Annotated in this window: 18 protein-coding genes; 9 read left to right on the forward strand and 9 right to left on the reverse strand. The window is 54.4% G+C overall.

Annotated features, from left to right (window positions below):
* The first annotated feature begins 140 nt into the window (after positions 1-140).
* The 3 genes from WKJ04_RS15890 to WKJ04_RS15900 all read left to right on the forward strand — a co-directional run bounded on the left by WKJ04_RS15890 (position 141) and on the right by WKJ04_RS15900 (position 4,421).
* Positions 141-1,553 carry an alpha-amylase family protein gene (locus WKJ04_RS15890; RefSeq protein WP_337881311.1) on the forward strand — a complete coding sequence of 471 codons (1,413 nt, stop codon included), beginning with the start codon at positions 141-143 and terminating at the stop codon, positions 1,551-1,553.
* A 96-nt stretch (positions 1,554-1,649) separates the two neighbouring features.
* Positions 1,650-2,753, forward strand: a complete 1,104-nt coding sequence (locus tag WKJ04_RS15895) for an alpha/beta fold hydrolase (RefSeq protein ID WP_337881312.1) — start codon at positions 1,650-1,652, stop codon at positions 2,751-2,753.
* A 123-nt stretch (positions 2,754-2,876) separates the two neighbouring features.
* Complete coding sequence (locus WKJ04_RS15900) at positions 2,877-4,421, forward strand: carboxypeptidase (RefSeq protein WP_337881313.1); 1,545 nt, start codon at positions 2,877-2,879, stop codon at positions 4,419-4,421.
* Positions 4,422-4,482: 61 nt separating this feature from the next.
* Here WKJ04_RS15900 and WKJ04_RS15905 read toward each other — a convergent pair whose 3' ends face one another.
* Genes WKJ04_RS15905 through WKJ04_RS15920 form a run of 4 tightly spaced genes read right to left on the reverse strand, consistent with a single transcriptional unit; the run spans position 4,483 to position 6,657 of the window.
* A complete protein-coding gene (locus WKJ04_RS15905) occupies positions 4,483-4,989 on the reverse strand; it encodes a DUF2937 family protein (protein ID WP_337881314.1) in 507 nt (168 codons plus the stop codon).
* Positions 4,986-5,282 (reverse strand): helix-hairpin-helix domain-containing protein, encoded by a 297-nt coding sequence (locus tag WKJ04_RS15910; RefSeq protein WP_337881315.1) that lies wholly within the window; start codon positions 5,280-5,282, stop codon positions 4,986-4,988. Before WKJ04_RS15910 ends, WKJ04_RS15905 begins: the two co-directional genes overlap by 4 nt.
* Before the next feature lie 28 nt (positions 5,283-5,310).
* A complete protein-coding gene (locus WKJ04_RS15915; RefSeq protein WP_337881316.1) occupies positions 5,311-5,589 on the reverse strand; it encodes a hypothetical protein in 279 nt (92 codons plus the stop codon).
* 45 nt (positions 5,590-5,634) lie between these two features.
* Positions 5,635-6,657 (reverse strand): Gfo/Idh/MocA family oxidoreductase, encoded by a 1,023-nt coding sequence (locus tag WKJ04_RS15920; protein ID WP_337881317.1) that lies wholly within the window; start codon positions 6,655-6,657, stop codon positions 5,635-5,637.
* 139 nt (positions 6,658-6,796) lie between these two features.
* Between WKJ04_RS15920 and WKJ04_RS15925 the strand changes: the two genes are divergently transcribed.
* Positions 6,797-8,749: an alkaline phosphatase D family protein gene (locus WKJ04_RS15925; protein WP_337881318.1), complete on the forward strand. Its 1,953-nt coding sequence runs from the start codon at positions 6,797-6,799 to the stop codon at positions 8,747-8,749.
* A 25-nt stretch (positions 8,750-8,774) separates the two neighbouring features.
* Here WKJ04_RS15925 and WKJ04_RS15930 read toward each other — a convergent pair whose 3' ends face one another.
* Positions 8,775-9,500 (reverse strand): transporter substrate-binding domain-containing protein, encoded by a 726-nt coding sequence (locus WKJ04_RS15930; protein WP_337881319.1) that lies wholly within the window; start codon positions 9,498-9,500, stop codon positions 8,775-8,777.
* A gap of 210 nt (positions 9,501-9,710) precedes the next feature.
* On the opposite strand from WKJ04_RS15930, the gene WKJ04_RS15935 reads away from it, so the two are divergent.
* Positions 9,711-12,041 (forward strand): TonB-dependent receptor, encoded by a 2,331-nt coding sequence (locus tag WKJ04_RS15935; RefSeq protein ID WP_337881320.1) that lies wholly within the window; start codon positions 9,711-9,713, stop codon positions 12,039-12,041.
* A gap of 48 nt (positions 12,042-12,089) precedes the next feature.
* On the opposite strand, the gene WKJ04_RS15940 is transcribed toward WKJ04_RS15935, so the two are convergent.
* The 4 genes from WKJ04_RS15940 to WKJ04_RS15955 all read right to left on the reverse strand — a co-directional run bounded on the left by WKJ04_RS15940 (position 12,090) and on the right by WKJ04_RS15955 (position 15,870).
* Positions 12,090-13,265, reverse strand: coding sequence for a glycerophosphodiester phosphodiesterase family protein (locus tag WKJ04_RS15940; protein WP_337881321.1), 1,176 nt, complete (start codon positions 13,263-13,265; stop codon positions 12,090-12,092).
* Between the two features lie 76 nt (positions 13,266-13,341).
* Positions 13,342-14,199: a DMT family transporter gene (locus WKJ04_RS15945; protein ID WP_337881322.1), complete on the reverse strand. Its 858-nt coding sequence runs from the start codon at positions 14,197-14,199 to the stop codon at positions 13,342-13,344.
* A gap of 205 nt (positions 14,200-14,404) precedes the next feature.
* On the reverse strand, positions 14,405-14,890 hold the full coding sequence (locus WKJ04_RS15950) for a glutathione peroxidase (RefSeq protein WP_337881323.1): 486 nt from the start codon (positions 14,888-14,890) through the stop codon (positions 14,405-14,407).
* Positions 14,891-14,976: 86 nt separating this feature from the next.
* Positions 14,977-15,870, reverse strand: coding sequence for a diguanylate cyclase (locus tag WKJ04_RS15955; RefSeq protein ID WP_337881324.1), 894 nt, complete (start codon positions 15,868-15,870; stop codon positions 14,977-14,979).
* 194 nt (positions 15,871-16,064) lie between these two features.
* On the opposite strand from WKJ04_RS15955, the gene WKJ04_RS15960 reads away from it, so the two are divergent.
* The 4 genes from WKJ04_RS15960 to WKJ04_RS15975 form a co-directional block, all read left to right on the forward strand.
* Positions 16,065-17,630, forward strand: a complete 1,566-nt coding sequence (locus tag WKJ04_RS15960; protein ID WP_337881325.1) for a tyrosinase family protein — start codon at positions 16,065-16,067, stop codon at positions 17,628-17,630.
* Between the two features lie 123 nt (positions 17,631-17,753).
* Complete coding sequence (cobB, locus tag WKJ04_RS15965) at positions 17,754-18,464, forward strand: Sir2 family NAD+-dependent deacetylase (protein ID WP_337881326.1); 711 nt, start codon at positions 17,754-17,756, stop codon at positions 18,462-18,464.
* A gap of 192 nt (positions 18,465-18,656) precedes the next feature.
* Positions 18,657-20,657 (forward strand): PhoX family phosphatase, encoded by a 2,001-nt coding sequence (locus WKJ04_RS15970; RefSeq protein WP_337881327.1) that lies wholly within the window; start codon positions 18,657-18,659, stop codon positions 20,655-20,657.
* Between the two features lie 444 nt (positions 20,658-21,101).
* Positions 21,102-21,460, forward strand: a 359-nt coding sequence (locus tag WKJ04_RS15975; protein WP_337881328.1) for a hypothetical protein, incomplete at its 3' end; no start/stop codon positions are given.

Here is a 21,460-nt window from a genome sequence, read left to right on the forward strand (position 1 = left end):
AAAAAGTAAATGAATTTATTTCATCTGTTTACAAATATCTTACCTGCGCCTAATTTTCATGGGTCACCGGTGAACAACTGCACAGGCCAATGGAATTGGTTTTGTGCAGATAACAACAAATCAACAGACAAGGTGACTTTATGCTGAACTTAACAACGTTCCGGCGACAGGCATGGCTCTGGCTCAGCGCCGCTGCGGCCGTCGTGCCCTCGGCTCAGGCCGATGTGATACTGCATGCGTTTAACTGGAACTACACTGAAATTACCGCCAAAGCCAATGAAATTGCCGCCGCCGGTTATAAAAAAGTGCTGGTGGCCCCGCCGCTGAAATCCAGTGGCAACGAATGGTGGGCCCGTTATCAGCCACAGGATTTACGCCTGATTGACCACCCGCGTGGCAACAAGCAGCAACTGCAAACACTGATCACCACTTTATCTGGCCTGGGCGTGGAGGTGTACGCCGATGTGGTGCTGAACCATATGGCGAACGAGTCCTGGAAACGCTCCGATCTGAACTACCCCGGCACTGAGCAGCTGAATAACTACAGCGCCAACTGGACTTATGTGAATAACCAGAAGCTGTTTGGTGATTTAAGCCAGAACTTTTTGTCCGGCTCCGACTTTCATGCGCCGGGTTGTATTTCCAACTGGCTGGATGTTGGCCATGTGCAGTATTACCGGCTCTGTGGCGGTGGCGGCGACACCGGCCTGCCGGATTTAGACAACAACAGCTGGGTGGTCAGCCAGCAACAACAGTACCTGCAGGCGCTGAAAAACATGGGGGTGAAAGGTTTCCGGGTTGATGCGGTAAAACATATGACCAATACCCATATTAATCAGGTCTTTACCTCAGGTATTAAAAGCGGCGTGCATGTGTTTGGCGAAGTGATCACCTCAGGCGGCGCCGGTAACCAGGAATACGAGCTGTTTCTAAAACCTTACCTGGATGGCACAGGCCAGGGTGCTTATGACTTCCCGTTATTTGCTTCTATACGCAGTGCGCTGTCGTATGGCGGCTCGATGAACAGCCTGGTGGACCCCGGCGCTTATGGTCAGGCGCTGGCCTGGAATAAAGCCGTCACCTTTGCCATTACCCATGATATTCCCACCAACGACGGTTTCCGTTATCAGATCTTAAACAGCACAGACGAGGCTCTGGCCCATGCCTATATTCTGGGCCGGGATGGTGGCATGCCGATGATCTATTCCGATCATGGTGAAACGGCCGCTTTGGACGGTTACCGCTGGCAGGATTTTTACAAAAGAGCCGATATTAAAAACATGATCCGTTTTCACAATGCCACTCAGGGCAATGGCATGCAGGTGATGGGCTACAACGACTGTTTCCTGCTGTTTAAACGCGGCAAAAAAGGGGTGGTGGGCATTAACAAGTGCGATCAGCCGGTGGATTTTTGGGTCGACAGTTACGCTTACGAGTTTAACTGGTACAAAAACTATGTGGATGTGCTGGCAGGCAATAGCTTCAACGTCAGCAGCCAGTGGTTCAAACTGACGCTGCCAGGGCGCAGCGCCCGGATGTGGCTGGAGCAATAACCGAATCAGGGCAGCGCATCCCCGCTGCCTTTTTTCTTGTCCATTCGTCGCTGGCTGGTTAGAGTACATCCACCTTGCCTTTACCGAGTTCTGAGAATGCTGCTCTGTGCTTTGTTGCTGCAACTGGCGCTGGTTCAGCCGGGTCCGGACACCTCTTTTGCCGCCACACCCACACTGCTGGTACCGGCAAAAAAGGCCGAGTCGTCCTGGCAGGCACCGCAGAATTTCAGCGCCTGGCAACAGCAACAAAAACAGCGTTATCGTGCAGCCTTGCTCTGGCCGGACGACGCGCCGGCGACGGGCCAATTGCACCATACAGAAGAGCGCGATGGCTACCAGCTTGAGTACTGGCAAGTACAGCTGACCAGTCAGACCCACAGCCAGGCCATTGTTTTGCGCCCAGCCAGGCCGATAGGTGCAGTGTTGTTGCTGCATGATCACGGCGCCTTTTTTGCCATAGGCAAAGAAAAATACTTTCGCCCGACAGACAGAGCCCAGCTGGCGTTGGCTCAGCCCTGGGTGGATAAATATTTTTCCGGTGTCTTTATTGGCGATGAACTGGCGCGCCAGGGCTATCTGGTACTGGCGGCCGACAGCCCGGGTTTTGCCAGCCGCGGCCCCATCAGCTATGACCAGCAACAACAGCTGGCCGCTAATTTGCTGGCCGCCGGTCATTCGCTGGCAGGCCTTGCCGCTTATGAGGATATGCAGCTGGCGGGCTTTTTACGCCAGCAGCTTCACAATGCCAGCCAGCCGATCATTAGCCTGGGTTTTTCGATGGGTGCCTTTCGTGCCTGGCAAGTTGCAGCCTTATCGGATCACGTGAATGCCGCAGTGGCTGCCTGTTGGTTTAACAGCTGGCCTGCCCTGCTTAGCAGTGGCAGCAATCTGGCTAAAGGCCAGTCGTCTTTTTATTTTCTGCACCCCGGGCTGAACAGCCAGCTGGATATTGCGGATCTGGTCAGCCTGGCCGCCCCCAAACCGTTGTACCTGCTAAATGGCGGCCAGGACCCACTGATGCCAGCTGACGCCGTGCTGAAGGGCTATCATCAGTTGAAGCAAGCCTGGCAGCAGGCTGGGGCCGCAGAAAAACTGCGCACTGAACTCTGGACTGAAGCCAAACACGAATTTCATCTGGCCCAGCAACAACAGGTCTGGGCCTGGCTGAGAGAATTGCAGGCGACCAAGCCCAGCCGCTGAAAGCAGGCTTTTGGTCGCAGCGCTCTGGTGCTTTGCACACAGCTAAGTTACAAACCTAAGGCGGTCTTTTGCCCGGATCGCTGGCACAACCAATTTACGCAGATAAAAAACACGGGACTAACAATGAAAAAAACCACCCTGACTCTGGCCAGCCTCAGCCTGGCCGTTTTACTCAGCCTGCAACCTGGTCTGGCACAAGCCAAAGACGCACCGGCGGGTGCCCTGCACAACCGCCAGATTGATGTGGACTCAGTGGTCGTGACCAATCACGACACCAAAGTGCTGGGCGAGTCCTTCAGCTATAAAGCCTATACCGGCACTCAGCCGGTCTGGGATGACGAAGGCAACGCCACCGCCACAGTGTTTTATACCTATTACGAACGTCAGGGGGTGAAAGACCGCAACAGCCGGCCTTTGCTGATTTCCTTTAACGGTGGCCCTGGTTCCGCTTCGGTCTGGATGCAAATTGCATACACAGGACCACGCGCCATCAATATCGACAGCGAGGGTTACCCGCTGCAGCCTTATGGGGTGAAAGAAAACCCCTATTCAGTGCTGGACACCGCCGACATCCTGTTTGTCAACCCGGTCAACACCGCCTATTCACGGGTATTACCTGGCAAAGATGGCAAGCTGCCTGGTAAAGATGCCCAGCAGAAAATGTTCTTCGGCACCAATGCCGACATCAAGTACCTGGCCGACTGGCTGAATACCTTTGTCAGCCGCTACGACCGCTGGCCATCCCCTAAATACCTGATAGGCGAAAGCTATGGCACCACCCGGGTGTCTGGTCTGGCACTGGCGCTGCAAAACCAGCAGTGGATGTATTTAAACGGCGTGGTGCTGGTGTCTCCCACCGAAATTGGGATTAAACGTGAAGGCCCGGTCGATGTGGCCAACCGCCTGCCGTATTTTGCCGCCACCGCCTGGCACCATAAAAAGCTGCCGCAGGACCTGCAACAAAAAGACCTGATGGAGGTGCTGGCTGAAGTGGAACGCTATACGCTGAACACTTACCTGCCGGCACTGGCCAAAGGAGCCTTTATTGACCCGGCCGAAAAACAGGCCGTGGCCGAGCAGGTCGCCCGTTACTCCGGCTTGTCACTGACCTCTGTGGTGCAAAACAATCTGGATATAGACCCGGCGTTTTTCTGGAAAGATTTATTACGTGACCGGGGCCAGACGGTAGGCCGGCTGGACTCCCGTTATCTGGGTATTGACCGCAAAGACAGCGGCGACAGACCGGATTACAACGCCGAGCTGACATCCTGGCTGCATTCGTTCACTCCGGCAATGAACCATTACCTGCGCACTGAGCTGAACTACAAAACCGACGTGAAATACAATATGTTCGGCCCTGTACACCCCTGGGATCGCAGCGATGACAACACAGGGGAAAACCTGCGGCTGGCAATGGCCGCCAACCCGTACCTGAACGTCATGATCCAGTCGGGCTATTACGACGGTGCCACCAACTACTTCGACGCCAAATACAGCATGTGGCAACTGGACCCCAGTGGCAAAATGAAAGAGCGTTTAAGTTTCAAAGGCTACCGCAGCGGCCATATGATGTACCTGCGCCACGACGATTTAAAACAGTCGAACCAGGACTTACGTGACTTTATCAACGCCACCCTGGTCAAACCGGATCAGGCCGCCAGGTACTGATCTATCCGTTATTCAGCACGCAAAGGCCAGAGTGACTGGCCTTTGCTTTTTCAGTGGTTCTTCAGCGCGCCCGAAGGCGCGCGGCAGTTTTCCTTCCCAGCACATAAAAAGGCCACATCAGCAGCAGGTTCAGTAATAAACCCACGATCAGACCAAACAGCAGACCTTCAGCGCTTAACGGAATGCCCGGAGTGAAGTTGCTCAGGACAACCCGTAACTGAGGCAATCGTTTTGGCTGCAGCATAAACAGCAATTTTTCCGGCAGGTAGCCATTGGCAAAAATATCGATACCGGCACTCAGTTCATGCAACAGCTCAACCGTCGCCTGTTTTTGCCTGGCGTCTGCCCGCACGCTGGCTTCTGAGTTGTTCAGGTGCCTGGCGATCATTGCATTTAAATCCGCAAACTGATGCGCTTTGGCGGTGGCTTCAAACCCATCCACCTGCTGTTTGGTGGCCTGATAAAATCCGCTCAGGTACTGATGGTAATGCTCAGCGAATAAGGGTAACTGCAAAGCCAGAAGCAGCGTAGCGGCAAACACTAACTTGTCGATAAAACGGCTAATCACAAAGGGATGTCCTCTAATCTGGCTTTGCGCTGTGCGGTATAACACCACCAGGCTTTCGGCTCTTCGCCGGCCATAAAACGGGTCACTGAGATAAACACATCAATAACACAGGGATCATGCCGCTGGCCGGTCAGCTCACAAAGTTGCTGATACATCTGGTATGGGTCCCGCTCTATCAGATCGGCAGGTTGCTCAATGCCCAGCAAACGCAGATCGGCAGCACCCGCCGGTCCAATATTAGGTAAATCCGTCAATTCGCAGGTTTGCAGACGCTTTACTTTGGCTGGATGCATAGGATCACTCCTTCAGAGGCCCGGGCGCTCAGTGGAACAGCCCCACCGCCAGTTCAGCCCAGATCAGTAACAATGCGCTCAGCACAGCAAAGGCGAGCACCAGACGCTGCTTTTTCGTGCGCAGCTGCACAGCGGCCAGTTGGTACAACATACCAGCTGCAAACACCAGCAACCCGGCCAGCAGGAAGTCGCCTGGCCCCCAATTCACTTCAGCGCTGAATTGCATCGCCAAAAACGGCAGCAGCAGTACCACTGCGGTGACGCTAACCACCTGCCTGCTGCGTTGGGTCAAAGATAAGCTTTGCATCTGATCCTCCTTTTAAGTTGTTAGATCATGACCATAAATCGTCCGTCAGTTCCACGCCACTGTTTTCTGCTGGGCCGCGCTTTGCAGCGCCAGCTCAATGGCTTTCACGCATTGCACCGCCTGCTGCACTGTGACAGGCAAAGCGGCCTTTCCCGAGAGTGCCAATGCCAGTTGCTGATAAAAACCGGCATAACTGCCCTGCGGCAATGCCAGGCTGTGGCTGCCTGTGGCATCGGCAAACTCAGCCTGACGCTGCTGCTCCCGCACCGGCCAGCGCGGGTCGCGCAGGCCCTGACCAAAACGCAAGATCTCTTCCTGCGGGTCCAGGCCATAACTGCGGAAGCTGGCCTGGCAGCCCTGCACTTCAAAACGCAGCGGGGTGGCGGCGGCAAAAGGCGACGAGCTTACACAGACTTCTTTATCCGCGTAGTGCAGCTGCAGCTGAAAATAATCAATAGTCTGCCCGGCTTCTCGCAGTATACGACAGCGGGCCGTGACAGCCTCAGGCACACCAAATAACAGCAAGGCCTGGTCAATTAAATGCGGGCCTAAATCAAATAAAATACCGCTGCCAAACTCCGCCCTTTCGCGCCAGCGCTGCTGCACCTGCGGTCTGAACCTGTCAAAACGCGACTGCATCAGCCGCACAGCCCCCAGCTTGCCTTCTGCAATCAGTTGCTGCAGCGCCAGAAAATCATCGTCAAAGCGGCGGTTATGGTAAACGCAGAGCTGCAGGCCTTTTTGGGCGGCCAGCTCAACCAGTGCTTCCGCTTCACTGACACGCAGCGTAAAGGGCTTTTCCACCACCAGATGTTTACCCGCCAGCAACGCCGCTTTGGCGAGCTGATAATGGCTTTGATTGGGCGAGGTGATGACCACCAGTTCAGCTCCGGTCTGGTCAATCAATTGCTGCGCGTCGGCATAAAGCTTCAGGCCAGGCCGGTACGAGCTGGCTTCGGGCTGTGAGCTTGAAAGAGCGCAGAGCTCAAAACCAAGTTCCGGGGTCAAAAAAGGCAGATGGAATACCTTGGCGGATAAACCAAAACCAATGACTGCGGTTTTTATCATGCAACAGGCCTCTTCAATCATGAACCCTGAGCATAGCGGTTTTGACCACGCCAAGTGATTCAATTCAGTGAAGATTTACAAAAACTGCGATAGGATGATGCAGAGTTTAAAAAAACAACACCCAAAGGAAGTCCGGCTTTTGACCACTGACTCTTTGCCGTTGCTGCTGGCCGGCCCTATTCTGCGCCGTATCACCCCCAGCCGCCTGACCTTCTGGCTGGCCACCTCTGCCGCCGTCCAGTGCCAATTGCAGCTGCAGAGTGACAGCGACACTCCTTATTCGGCGCACTGCAGCAGCCAGCAACTGAGTGAGGCCACCACAGAGCTGCAACTGGCCAGCTCGCTGTACCTGCAGCTGATTGACCTGCCACTGCAGCAGCCACTGCCATTGGAGCAAGCGGTTTATTATGATTTGCAGCTCAAAGCAAAGCAGGACTCCCACTGGCAAAGCTGCCACCAGTTGGTTCACACCTTGCGGTACCCGGACCAGCACTTACCTTTTTTCCGGCTGCAGCCCCAGGTGCGGCAACTGCTGCATGGCTCCTGCCGCAAACCGCATTTTAATGGCCCGGATGGCCTGGTGCGGGCCGATCAGTATCTGGCCGCTTGCTCAGCACAGGACTGGCCCAGCCTGTTGATGCTCAGCGGTGACCAGATTTACGCCGACGATGTGGCCATGCCGATGCTGCATGCCATTCACCAACTGACGGAGAAACTGGGTTTTGCCGACGAGGTGTTGCCCAATGCCGAAATTCAGAGCTCCTGCGAACTGCACCTGCAGCGGCCTTATTACGGCCAGCGTGAGCAGTTATTGCCCGACACCCAAGCCGGCCAGCAGGTGTTGCAGCAAGTGTTTAAAGGGGTGCGCAAACCTGTATTCACCAGCGACAATGCACACAACCACCTGATTTCGTTTGCCGAAGTCTGCTGCATGTATTTACTGGTCTGGTCACCACAGTGCTGGTCTCTGCTGAGCAGCGGGCTGCCTGCGGATCTGGTCCTGTCTTTACCTGCGAAACAACAACTGAAAGCGCAGCAACAGCATCAGAGCATTCAGGCCTTTGCTGCCGGCCTGGGCCAGGTCCAACGCTTGATGGCGCATCTGCCGGTGGCGATGATCTTTGATGACCACGATATTTCCGACGACTGGAACCTGACAGCCGAATGGGAACAAACGGCCTACCAGCAGCCCTTTTCACGCCGCATTATTGGCAATGCTTTATTGGGCTATGCCTTATTTCAGGGCTGGGGCAATGCCCCGGAGCGTCATCAGCCGTTACTGCCCTTATGCCAGCAAGCGGCCGCACATCAGGGCAGCTCTTTGCATGATGACTGCATCAGTGCCTTGCTGAAGTTTAACCAGTGGCACTATCAGTGGCCGACCGAACCGCCACTGATAGTGCTGGATACCCGCACCCAACGCTGGCGCTCGGAAGTGTCACCGGCCAACCCGTCCGGCCTGATGGACTGGGAAAGCATTACGGATTTGCAGCAACAGTTATTGGGCAAAAAAGCGGTATTGCTGGTCTCCCCTGCCCCTGTATTTGGCGTCAAACTGATTGAAGCCATTCAGCATCTGTTTACCGCTTTTGGTAAACCGCTGCTGGTGGACGCCGAAAGCTGGATGGCTCATCCGGGCTCAGCCCATGCGCTGCTGAACCTGTTCCGTCACCCGAAAACACCGCAGAATTTTGTGATTTTGTCCGGCGATGTGCATTACAGCTTTGTATTTCAGGTGGGGTTGCGTTGCCGTGAGCACAGCCCGTCCATCTGGCAGATCACCAGCAGTGGCCTGAAGAACGAATTTCCCGATCGCTTGTTGCAGTTGCTGGACAGATGCAACCGCTGGCTCTACGCCTCCCGCTCGCCGCTGAACTGGCTGACCAAAAGACGGCAGATGAAAGTAACCCACCACAAACCAGTGGGAGCCACCGCAGGCCAGCGTCTGGCAAACAGCGCAGGTATTGGCCTGGTGCAGCTGACTTCAGATGGCGTGCCGCAGCGGGTGCTGCAGTTAACCGCCAAAGGTGAAAACATCGAATTTGATCTGACCCAGGGCGATGATGAAGTCAGCGAGGATTACAGCCTGTGACCGCCTGGCCCACGCGGGCTGAGGGTTACTGATTGGCCTGCCGGAAGAATTGCAGCTGCAACTGATAAAAAGCATCGGTTTGCTGAAACTGCTGCAACGCCTGACTGAACTGCTGCACCAGCTGCGGATCACGGCCAAGCAGGTGATAACTGTTGACACCAAACCAGTGCAACTGCTGCAGGCTGCTATCCTCCGGTGCTGTCTGCCGGTAGTAATACTCAAAAATATTGCGGTCCATCACCAACGCATCCACCCGTTTTTTCAGCAACATACTGGGTAACTTTTGCTGTTCCACCACCTCCTGGTAGCTGGCCAGCAGCGGCAACATGCGGCGATAATCGTCGGTTAAAAACTGGCTGGCGTTTTGAAAGGCCATCAGCCGCTTGCCGGCCAGATCGCTCAGACGCCGCACAGAGCGCACTGCATCCTTGCGGATAATCAGCACATTTTCATAACGGATATAAGGCGCTGTGGCGTGCAGGCCATCTGGCACAGTGCGCTGCAATGAGACTAAATCAGCCTGACCTTCGTTAAATTGCTCCAGCAACCGGCCATTGGGCACATGTAAAAAACGGGCACAACGCCCTGTTTGCTGACTGACGTGTTTCAGCAGTTCCAGCTCAAAGCCACTTTGGCTTTTGATGTCAATATAAGGAGGTTTATCCACCCCCACCAGAATGGCGAGTTCAGGGCCGCTGCACGCCCACAGCGGCAGACACCAGATGCCGATTATGCATAGCCAGAACTGCATTAAGACTCCTTAGCAAAGGACTCTTAGCTTAAGCAACAGGCTGAATATAATCCAGTTTTTTAGCGGCTCTGTTCGCACAACTTACATTTTAATTACACAATTCGGTAACACCGCATTCACTGGTCTGTCATCTGCCCACTCCAGAATAAGCGCGAATTTGCCCGTCAGTGGTAAAGCCTGATACCTCAATGAATTAAAGGGAGATTGCGCGTGACTTTACAAAAAACCTTAGTGGCTATTGCCATCAGTGCCAGTCTGAGCCACCCGGCTTTGGCCGAAGAAGCAGCCAGCCCCGCGACAGCAGAAGCGGAAGTGGAAGTAATGGCGGTAACCGGCAAACGCATCAGCTATGCCAATAACACTGTCGATGACGTGATGAAACAAAGTAAGTCTCCCATTGGCAACGTGATGGATCTCGTCAACCAGCTGCCTGGTATTACTGTCGGTCAGGGTGACGCTTTTGGTGGTGACGACTGGTCAACCACCATCAGTATGCGTGGTTTTGCCGTCAGCGGCAGTGAACAGCAACTGGGTATTACGGTGGATGGTTTGCCTAACGGAGGGTCTTCGTATGGCGGTGGCAGTAAAGCCAACCGGTACCTGGACACAGAGAACACCGCAATGGTGGAAGTAGGCCAGGGCACGTCCGATATCGCCTCTGCTTCATTGGACGCCTTGGGCGGTACGCTGAACTTTGTGTCGATGAACCCGGACGACGAAGAAAGCCTGAACTTCGGAGTGACAGGGGGTGACCACAATGCCCGTCGTTATTTCACTCGCTACAACACAGGTGAGCTGGGCGGTCATACCAAAGCCTATGTCAGCCTGTCAGACAGCTACAGCAACAGATGGATTGGCACCGGCAGCAATGGCTTTACCGAACGCCTGCATGCTGAAGCCAAGTCGGTCACCGAACTGGGCAACACCACAATCACCGCCCGCTTCTCGTACGATGATGCCAATGAAGATAACTACAACACAGTATCGCTGGCTCAGTTTGCTGAAAACCCGCATTGGGACCGCCTGACCAACGTCTGGACTGGTGATCCGGATATTGACCAGAATTTTGCCGAAGTCTGGTCAACCTTACGTGAAAACAGCTTCAGCTATGTCAAAGTGGAAACCGATTTAACCGACGATATCCAGCTGACCCTCACCCCTTACCTGCATCTGCAATCCGGCCGCGGCGACTGGATGCCCAACTACCAGGTCTATGTAGTGGATGCGCAGGGCAACCGCGTCACCCGCGGCACAGGCACAGGGGTGCTGAGGCCTTACACTCATGTCGACTCACAAAACCGTCCAATTCTGGACCCAACGGCCGATGTATCGGAGGCCACCCGGGTGTCGTCTTACCGCCATACCCACTACGAGAAGCAGCGTCTGGGCATGACCTCTGAATTGTTCTGGGCTGTGGGTAACCATGAGCTGCGTGCCGGTGCCTGGCTGGAACAGCAGGAGCGGGATGAAAGCCGTGACTGGCACAATGTGATTGACCCGGTGCAGTACCATTATTTCGACGCGTCGCCTTATTGGGTGCAGTACGACCGCACCTACGACACCGACACCCAAAAACTGTACCTGCAGGATCAAATCCGTCTGAGCGACGACCTGAGTGTGACCCTGGGTGTGAAACAGTTTTATGTGGACGTGGAGCGCCAGGACAATATTGTGACGGCGAACCAGGGCCAGCTGGACAGCGATTCCGACCTGCTGCCTTCTGTGGGTCTGGTGTACAGCCTGACCAACCAGATTGAGTTGTTTGCTGGCTACACGGAAAACTTTAAAGCCATCAGCGACGCTATTCTGGAAACCAACCAGGATTACAACGCGCTGGAAGCTGAAACCGCTGACAACATCGACCTGGGTCTGCGTTACTTTGGTGATGCGCTGAACTTCTCTGTGACTTATTACGATGTCACCTTCGACAACCGCATTACCTATCTGCAGCCTGGCGCCAACGGTGGCCCGGATTACCTGAACGAGCTGGATGGCACTTATGTCAACGTTGGCGGTATTGATTCCAACGGCATTGAAGCCAGCATGGACTGGCAGTTGGGTTCAGGCTGGAGCCTCTATGGCGCTGCCACCCTGAACAAAGCTGAATACAACCGCACTGTGAACAGTCAGGTGCTGGATGAAGACGGCAATGTGGTGGTGGATGCAAACGGCAACCCGGTGATCAACCCGGCAGCTATTTTTGCCGGTGACAAAGTGGCTGGCTCGCCGGAGAAAATCTACAACCTGTCGCTGCGTTATCAGGGCGAAGCCTACCGCACCGGCCTCACAGCCCGTCATATGGCCAGCTACTTTGGCGCCGCCATGGGTGGCAATAAAGACGAGCTGCCAGCCTCCACAGTGCTGGATTTCTATGTCGGTTACAGCAAAACCCTGAGCAATTCAGAGCTGTTTAAAGGCCTGGATTTAGCCCTGGTGATCAACAACCTGAACGATGAAAGCTACCTGACCGGTGGTCAGGAAGGCGCTTACTTCATCGGTGCTGAACGCACAGCCAGCCTGACCCTGTCACTGGACTTCTGATAACCCTGGGGTCAGAGTACTACTCTGACCCCAATTTCTGGGTTTCACTTATTTCGCGCAGCTTTGCCGCCACTCAGTGCGCTCCGCCAGCACCAGATCCGGGTAGTCACTGAATACCCCTTGCACTCCTTGCTGCATTAAGGCATTGGCCTCAAATCTCAGGCTGAAACTTTTGCCGTCTTTATCCTTTTGCAGGTAGTTGTCTTCGTCCCGTAAGGTATAAGGGTGCAGCTGAAATTGCTGTGTCAACGCAGCAAACTCAGGTTTTAATGTAACAGTGCCCTGCTGGTACAAATTGCTTTTCCAGGGCCCGACACCGCTGGCGTAGCTTTGCAGCAAGCTTTTGCCATCGCCTTGCAGCAACTGGCTGTAATCCAGTGGCGTTGGCAGCCTGGCAATCAAGGCGGCCGCTTCACCATAGAGCCCGGTCAGCTGGGTCTTTTGCTGCTGGTGATACCACAGATCATAAGGCACTGAGAAATTGTCTTTGGGTGGCAGGTAGGCTTTGTCAGTGTCACCCAGCAGCTGCACCAAGGGCAGGCTGACCCGGTATTTCGGCATCAGTTGCTGTTTCAGTTCCAGCAGGTTTTGCAGTTCAAACGACTGAATAAACACCCGTTTCGGGTCCGTAAAGCCGTGCTTTTTCAGCGCCTGCACTAAGAGTTCTGAGGTATTGAGGTGGATGGCCGTGCCATCCAGATGTTTGCCTTCAAAACGGAAAAAGGTCGGGTGTTTGGTCTCGGGGTAAATTCCCACTTTACGGCCGGTGTCCCGCTCAAACTGACGCACAGCCGCAATAATTTCGGCCAGCGTCACCAACTGGTACTGATCATTATGGGCTACCCCCTGTGGCCGCAGCTGTGGCAAGGGTTCACGGGCTTTCAGTTGTTTAATTTCGGCCAGGCTGAAGTCTTCGGCAAACCAGCCCGTTACCTCCATGCCATCAATACGTTTTGTGGTTTTGCGGCTGGCAAACTGCGGCAGATCAGCCACGTTGGTGCTGTGGGTCAAATCATTTTCATGCCGGCTGATCAGCACCCCGTCACGGGTAGGCACTAAATCCGGTTCAATAAAGTCGGCGCCCATCTTCATCGCCAGTTGGTACGCTTCCAGCGTATGTTCAGGCAAATGGCCACTGGCGCCACGGTGTGCCACCACCAGAAAATCCGGGCAGGCGGCCTGCGCTGTCAGCGGCAGCAAAGCAGATAACCACAGGTAGTTCATCAATCAGACTCCGGTTAAAATTTTGTAGTCTAAAAGCCAGGTATGACAAGCCCGTGACGCTCGCAGCCATCAGCTGTCAGTGCCGCTGCTGCGCCAATAAATACAAACCGCTGCCCATAATCACAGTCGCCCCTATCAGCAATGACCAGCCAGGCACATGCTGCCACAGCAGCCAATCAAAACCTAAACCCCAAATCAGCGCCGTGTACTCAAAAGGAGCAATGACGGACGCAGGGGCAAGCCGGAAAGCTTCGGTGATACACACCTGGCCTATGGCACCGGTGAGCCCCAGCGCCAGCATCCAGGGCAGATAATCTGCCGACAAGGGTACCCAGTCCGGCCAGGCCAGAGCACCGGCCCCCAGACCGATCATCGACATCAGCCAGAACACCATATTGCCGCTATTGTCCGTGCGGGCCAGCACGCTGACCGTCACCGCCGATATGGCGTAACATAAAGCCGACAGCAACGCCGCCAGGGCACCCAGGCTTAATAACTGGTTGCCTTCGGGTTTGAGCATCCACAGCACAGCCGCCATGCCCACTGCAATGGCAACCCATTGCCGCAGGTGCACCTTCTCTTTCAGAAACCAGACCGACAGCAGGGTGATCAGCAAAGGAGCGGCAAAAAAAATGGCATAAGCGTCGGCCAGCGCCAAAGTACGGATGCTGAACACAAAAGCCGCCAGCATCACGATGCCAAGCACGGCACGCAGCAAATGCAAAGACCAGCGGGCATTGAGTAAATGTTGCACCCGGCCGGTGGCCAACAACCAGCCGACGATCAGGGGCCAGGCAAATAAAGCCCGCAAGGCGGTGATCTGCATAGGCCCGTACTGCACCGTCAATTGTTTCATGCAGGCGTCCATCGCAGAGAAAAAACCCACTGCGGCGACCATAAAGAAAATACCCTGCCTGACCTGGTGTGCAGCCATGTTTCAGTTCCCTCGCTTTAACAACTGCAGCAATGTGAAGATTGTGCCCTGAACTGTCAACAGAAGAAGCGGAACTTGTTCTAAATCAAAGAGGAAACACTGAGTTGCCAGGATAATCAGCTGGCGTTTAACGCACAGGGTTTTGAAAGCATGTCTGCAGTCTTCCCAGCCTGTCTTTGAAACGCCCCTTCATCGGGGCGTCTTTTTAATGCGCCAGGGCCTGTTCAATGGCATTGACCAGATCTTCAGGTTTGGTGCTGGGGGCGGCCCGCAAAATGACCTGACCGTCACGGCCAATCAGAAACTTGGTGAAGTTCCATTTAATGCTTTGGGTGCCAAACAAGCCAGGTTTGGCCTTTTTCAGTGCGCTGAACAAAGGCAAAGCATCAGGGCCGTTGACATCCACCTTGGCAAACAGCGGAAAACTCACCCCATAATTCAGTTCACAAAAGCTGCTTATTTCTGTTTCATCGCCCTGCTCCTGCTTGCCAAACTGATTGCAGGGAAAACCCAGTATCACCAGGCCGCGGTCTTTGTACTGCTGATACAGCTGCTCCAGCCCTTTGTATTGAGGGGTAAAACCACAGGCGCTGGCTGTATTGACCACCAGTACCACCTGTCCTCTGTATTGGCTTAAATCCACTGTGTTGCCACGAATGTCTTTCACTTGCTGCGCCAGAATATCCGTCATCTGTGTTCTCCGTTGTTTTTCAACAAAAAACCCAGTCTGAAAGAAAATCCGTCGGCTGACTACTGGAATATTTCAATCAGCTTATTCTATTTTTCCGATCGATCCGTTGACACAGATCCGGCAAAACACAAATGCGGCCATTGCAGCTTGGCCCGGAACATCGCCTGATCGGCCAGGCACAACAAGCTGTCCGCATCCACCGCATGTTGAGGATACAAAGCCACCCCTATGCTGGCTTCCAGCGGCAGGCTCTGCTGCTGCCAGAGAAAAGTCAGCTGGCAGGCCTGTGTCAGTTTTTCCAGCACAGGGGCCACTTCAGCGGCATTCTGACAATCCATCAACACCACAAACTCATCCCCACCCAGTCGGGCTACAGTGTCCGTATCCCGCAGCGCAGTCTTCAGCGCAGTGGCCAGCGCGCACAAAGCAGCATCCCCCGCCGCATGGCCATGCTGATCATTAATCAGTTTGAATTTATTTAAGTCGACAAAGCAGAGCGCCAGCACCCGGTTTTCACGCCTGCAGCGGGCCAGGCCCTGTTGCAGCCGGTCCATCAGCAGCGCCCGGTTTGGTAAGCCGGTTAAGCAATCATAAAATGCCAGATGCTGCAATTGCTGCAGCACCTGTTTATGTGAGGTGATATCGCGGGCGACGGCCACCCGCACCTGCTCAGTTTCCGACCAACGGGCCGACCACTGTAAATGCACCACGGAACCGTCTTTACGGATATAGCGGTTTTCAAACTCAGTTTTAACCTGACCGGCCATAATGTCGTTTACTGCCAACAACGTACGGTCTTTGTCATCCGGGTGCATAAACTCCAGCATATTCCGACCACGCATTTCCGCCGCTTTATACCCAAAGACCCGCTGTGCGCCTGGGCTTAAGTACACAAAAACGCCTTGCCTGTCCACCACACAAACGGCTTCCAGCAACTCATCAATAAGCTGACTTAACGAATGAAACTGACGTAACGGCATCACAGCACACCTACAACAAGCCTGTGTCTACCATAGCAAAAAAAAGCCGCACTGGAAGCAGTTCCGGCAGATGTCCCCCTCCTGAGCAAAATTGTAAATGAATTGATGTAAAAAATTGATTTAACTGAAAAAGGAACTAAGATTTTCTTGCTCCTAATGCAGGAACAATTCTTCACCACCAACAAGGACTCATCATGAACAGCATCTGCATTCCGGCTCTGGCCGTCGCCATCGCCTGTGGTTTAAGCAGCGCAGCACAGGCGGACTCGTTACGGATCAGCGCTGCAGACTTTGCCAAAGACCCGGCCCGGGTTGCCGCTTTGCGCGCTGGCATTGCGAACATGCGCACCAGTAACCAGGCCAATCCGTTGTCAGCCCAGTTTCGCACCAGCTTTAATTACTGGGCCAATACCCACGGTTATTTTGGCACCGGGGGGAATGCCACCAACCTGCCCAACTACATTGCCTACCGTATGCCGCAGTGCCTGGCCATTCTCAGCCAGGCCCAATGTGACGCCTATTATCAGCCTATGCACACCAGCACTGTACCGGCCGATGGTTTTACGCAGAATGTCTGGGGGACCTGTCAGCATGGCAACCTGAATTTTCTGCCCTGGCACCGCATGATGCTGTATTTTTACGAACGCACTGTCCGTAAATACGTCGGTGCCGACTACGCACTGCCCTACTGGGACTATTACCAGGAAAAAGCCGCCAACGGCCAGGGCCTGGCTTTACCTGCCCTGGTGCGTGGCCCGCAGACAGGCTCTCTGTATGACCCCTTTCGCACACCAGGCCTGAATGAAAACACCAGCGCGATAGACCCAGACAACGCCAGTGCAGCCCAGGCTTTTAAATTCAATGACTTTACTCAGTTCTCCAACCAACTGCAGGGACAGCCACATGGGGTGATGCACTGTGCTGTGGGTCAGAACTGCGCTTTACCCAATATGGGGTTTGTGCCTATTGCCGGCTTGGACCCGGTATTTTATATGCATCATGCGAACATTGACCGGCTCTGGCAGTGCTGGCTGAACCGTAAAGCAGCTGGCCAGCCCATTACGCTGGAGTGGGCGAAAAAGAGCCTTGGCATGCCAGACAGCTGGTACAGCACCAGCTACACCTTTGCTGATGAAAACGGGGCCCAGGTTAGCATGACCATTGCGGATGTGTTTACACCGGGCAAAATTCCGGTGCGTTATGCCAACGAAACCCAGTGTGAAGGTCAGGATCCGTTCATGAGCACCAAAGCCAAAACTGCTCAAGCCAGTTTGTTTAAAACCAATCATCAGCCGGTCAGCAGCAACAAAGCGGTGCGGCTGATGGGCGTCAGTCAAAAGGTGTCACTGGACCCGCAAACCGCCACGCTGATGCAAAGTTCAGAAAAACTGAATTTGCTGAGCCAGTCACCCGGTCAGACCTTTTTGGTCCTGGATGATGTGAAGATGATTGGCGCGCCCCATCTGACCTACAAGATTTACCTGTCTTCAGAGAAAAACCCGGACCACCAAGTTTATGTCGCCACCATTAACTTCTTCGGTGTACTGGACCATGACCATGGCGGCCATGCAGCCCATACCGGGCATCTGGGTCAGTTGGTCTACCAGGTCAGTGATCAGGTGCAGCAACTGGGCGTCGCAGCGACCGATTTAACAGTGCAGTTTGTCGCCACCGACCTGACCACCAACAAGGTGGAGGAAAAAACGCTGGAAACCGGTCTGGCGATTGGCCAGGTACGGCTGGAAAGCGGAACCAACTGACCTTCCCCCTCACAGCATCAGCCCGCATCAGGGGCTGATGCTGCAAACAGCTTATTCTGGCAAACCTGCCTCTGGTTTGACCGGCCTGCTCCTGCAATAATCAGCTTCTGACAAGGAGCAAAGATGCGTTATTCCAATATTGTGGTCCTGACAGGCGCTGGTATTTCAGCCGAATCCGGTATTAAAACCTTTCGTGACCAACATGGCCTGTGGGAAAACCACGCCATTGAAGACGTGGCGACCCCGGAAGGCTTTGCTGCCAATCCAGCACTGGTACACCGGTTTTACAATGCCCGCCGAGCTCAGCTGCTGGACCCGGCATTAAAACCCAACGCCGCCCATCTGGCGTTAGCCCAACTGGAGCAACACCACTGTGCTGCGGGTGGCCAATTTTTATTAATCACCCAAAACGTGGATAACCTGCACCAGCGTGCCGGCTCGAAGCGGATGATCGCCATGCATGGTCAACTGCAACAGGTAAAATGTGTGCAAAGTGGTCGTTCTCAGCCCTGGACCGGGCCACTCAGTCCCTCTGAACCTTGCAGCTGCTGCACGCCCACCCAGCCGCTGCGGCCCGATATTGTCTGGTTTGGCGAAATGCCGTACCAGATGGAACAGATTGAGCAGGCATTGCGCCAGGCAGACCTGTTTATGGCTATCGGTACGTCCGGCCAGGTGTACCCCGCTGCGGGTTTCGCCGCTGTGGCGGCGGCCAGCGGGGCTTATACGGTGGAGCTGAACCTGGCAGCCACCCGCGGCGAATTTGCCGCCGGACTGTATGGCCCCGCCAGCAAAGTGGTGCCGCAGTTTATAACGCAACTTCTGAATCCGTAACACCTGGAGTACTGATTTAAATTGTTAATAAAACTGCCGCAGCCACCCCGGATGCCGATCCAGGCTTAAATAATTGATTTTCATAAATTTGACATCAAACCGTCGCCAGAACATCAACACCCGTTAACAATTACGTCATCTTTACCCGCTGTAATGTCGCGAGCTTTTTCAGGTCATGACATTGGAGTCAACATGAATAACAAGAACTTTCACATCGATAATTCGGGTATAGACCCACAAACCAATTTCTCCGACAACCCGGAGTTTCAGCAGGTCCTGGCCAGCCGCCGCAGCTTTTTAAAAGGCTCTTTGGGTGCTGCTATCGCCACCATCATGGGCACCACACTGGCCGGCTGCGACACCGACAGTGCCGATCCGGTGAAATTACCTGAAGCCCAGCTGCCAGAACCAGCGCCAGTGTTATTGGGTTTTACCGCGCTGGCCGCTGCCCGGCCCGACACCATTCTGGTGCCCCAGGGTTACACAGCCCGCGCTTTTTTACCTATGGGCACACCACTGCTGGGCAGTTATCCCGCCTATAAAAACGGCGGCCAGAACACTGGCGCTGAAATGGAACAACAAGTAGGCGCCCACCATGACGGTATGCATTTTTTCCCGTTAGACGCCCGCAGCACTCACCAAAACAGTGCTGAAGGTTTATTGGTGTTTAACCACGAATACCTGGACCCGGATTTATTGCACCCGAACGGCGCCACAGGTCTGCCCCGCCCGGCCGACGAAGTGCGTAAGGAAGTAGCGGTGCACGGTGTGACTGTGGCCCATATCAAAAAGGACGCCTCTGGTGAATTCCAACTGGTGCAAGGCAGCCCTTTGAACCGTCGTATCACAGGCGCTACCCCAATGGAGCTGACAGGCCCTGTGCGTGGCCACCAAAAAGTGATCACCAAATACAGCCAGGACGGCACCCGCACCCGCGGTACCCTGAACAACTGCGGTAACGGCTTTACGCCCTGGGGCACTTACCTGACCTGTGAAGAAAACTGGGCCGGTTATTTTATGAATGCCGACGCGACCCAGCCGCGTGAACACAGCCGTTATGGCGTGGGTAAAACAGCCAGCCGCTACTACTGGGAAACCGCCGACAACGGCGCCGACCAGTACCAGCGCTTTAATGCCACGACTATGGCGGCCGACGCCAGCGCCGACTACCGCAATGAACCCAATACCTTTGGCTGGATTGTCGAAATCGACCCGTTTAACCCGGACAGCGTGCCGCAAAAACGCACCGCTTTGGGCCGTTTTGGCCACGAAGGGGTGATCTTTGGCCCTGTCACTGAAGGCCAGCCGGTCACCCTCTATTCAGGTGACGACTCGCAGTTTGAATACATCTACAAATACGTCTCCAACGCCCCTTATTACAAAGCCACAGCAGGCGGTCACCTGCTGAACGATGGTACGCTGTATGCCGCCAAATTTAACGCGGACGGCAGCGGTGAATGGCTGGCACTGGACATCAACAACACCGCCTTACAAAGCGCAGCCGCTGCGGCCGGTGTGGTGTTTGACAGCCAGGCCGATGTGCTGCTGAATACCCGTTTAGCCGCTGACCTGGCGGGCGCCACCAAAATGGACAGACCTGAATGGGGCGCGGTGCACCCGGCCACAGGTGAGGTGTATTTCACCCTGACCAACAATACCCGCCGCACCGCCGCCCAAATAGACCCGGCCAACCCGCGCGCCAATAACGCCACAGGCCATATCATCCGCTGGAAAGAAAGCAGCAGCTCAGTGCGTAACTTCAGCTGGGATATTTTCCTGCTGGCCGGTGATGTGGGCACCAACACGCCGGGCACCAATATTACCCTGACCGCTGACAACCATATGGCGAGCCCGGACGGTTTGTGTTTTGACGCCAATGGTTTGTTGTGGATCCAGACCGATATGAGCGGCAGCCAACAAGGTGAAGGCCCATTTGGCAATAACCAGATGCTGGTGGCCAACCCGGCCACCAAAGAAATTAAACGTTTCCTGGTAGGCCCAATGGATGCCGAAATCACCGGCCTGGCTTTTACCCCCGATGGTAAAACCATGTTTGTGAATATTCAGCACCCGGGTGACCGCTCTACCCCAACCAACCTGACCAGCCACTGGCCAGCCAACGACGGCACCAGCCACCCACGTTCGGCCACAGTGATTGTGACCAAAGACGATGGCGGCCTGATAGGCAGCTAGGTTTTAGAACGGGTCGGTTTGGCACCTTTGAGAAGAAATTTATAGGATCTGTGGTAGGGGCGCACCTTGGTGCGCCCTTAGTGTTTGTTATTGAATCGTAGACAGCTCCAGCATCGCTTCAGGCAAAGCAGCATGGCCCCACGATACAAACAAAAATCAGCACCACCCACTCATAGAGATTATTGAAACACGACCATTTCTATGCGATAAGAATCAAAATCGTGGCATAAAAATAAGTGCCGCTTTAAAAAATAAAATCAATAGGTTGCATGGATGACAACAGCAGCAGTTCCTTTTCAGCACCCAGGCGCTTATCAAGAAGCTAAAAGGTTAATCAATCAAGCATTAGCAACAGGCGCAAGCGAGTTGGATTTAAGTGGCTTGCGCCTAAGGTATTTGCCTGCAGAGTTAGCTCAGCTGTCGGGGCAACTCACCAGCTTAGATTTGAGTCACTGTCACGCCCTAAGCAGCCTGTCAGGCATTGAGCACCTCACCGCCTTAACCAGCTTGAATGTCAGTGGGTGTCAGGCACTGACCAGCCTGGCGGGCATTGAACAGCTCACCGCCTTAACCAGTTTGAATGTCAGTTTCTGCTTTGCACTGACCAGCCTGTCAGGCATTGAGGACCGCACCGCCCTAACCAGCTTGAATCTCCAATTCTGCCAGGCACTGACCAGCCTGGCGGGCATTAAACAGCTGATCGCCTTAACCAGCTTGAATGTCAGTGGGTGTCAGGCACTGACCAGCCTGACAGAGATTGAACAGCTCACCGCCCTAACCAGCTTGGATGTCAGTTGCTGCCA

It is taken from the genome of Rheinheimera sp. (assembly GCF_037442345.1).
GTDB lineage: Bacteria > Pseudomonadota > Gammaproteobacteria > Enterobacterales > Alteromonadaceae > Pararheinheimera.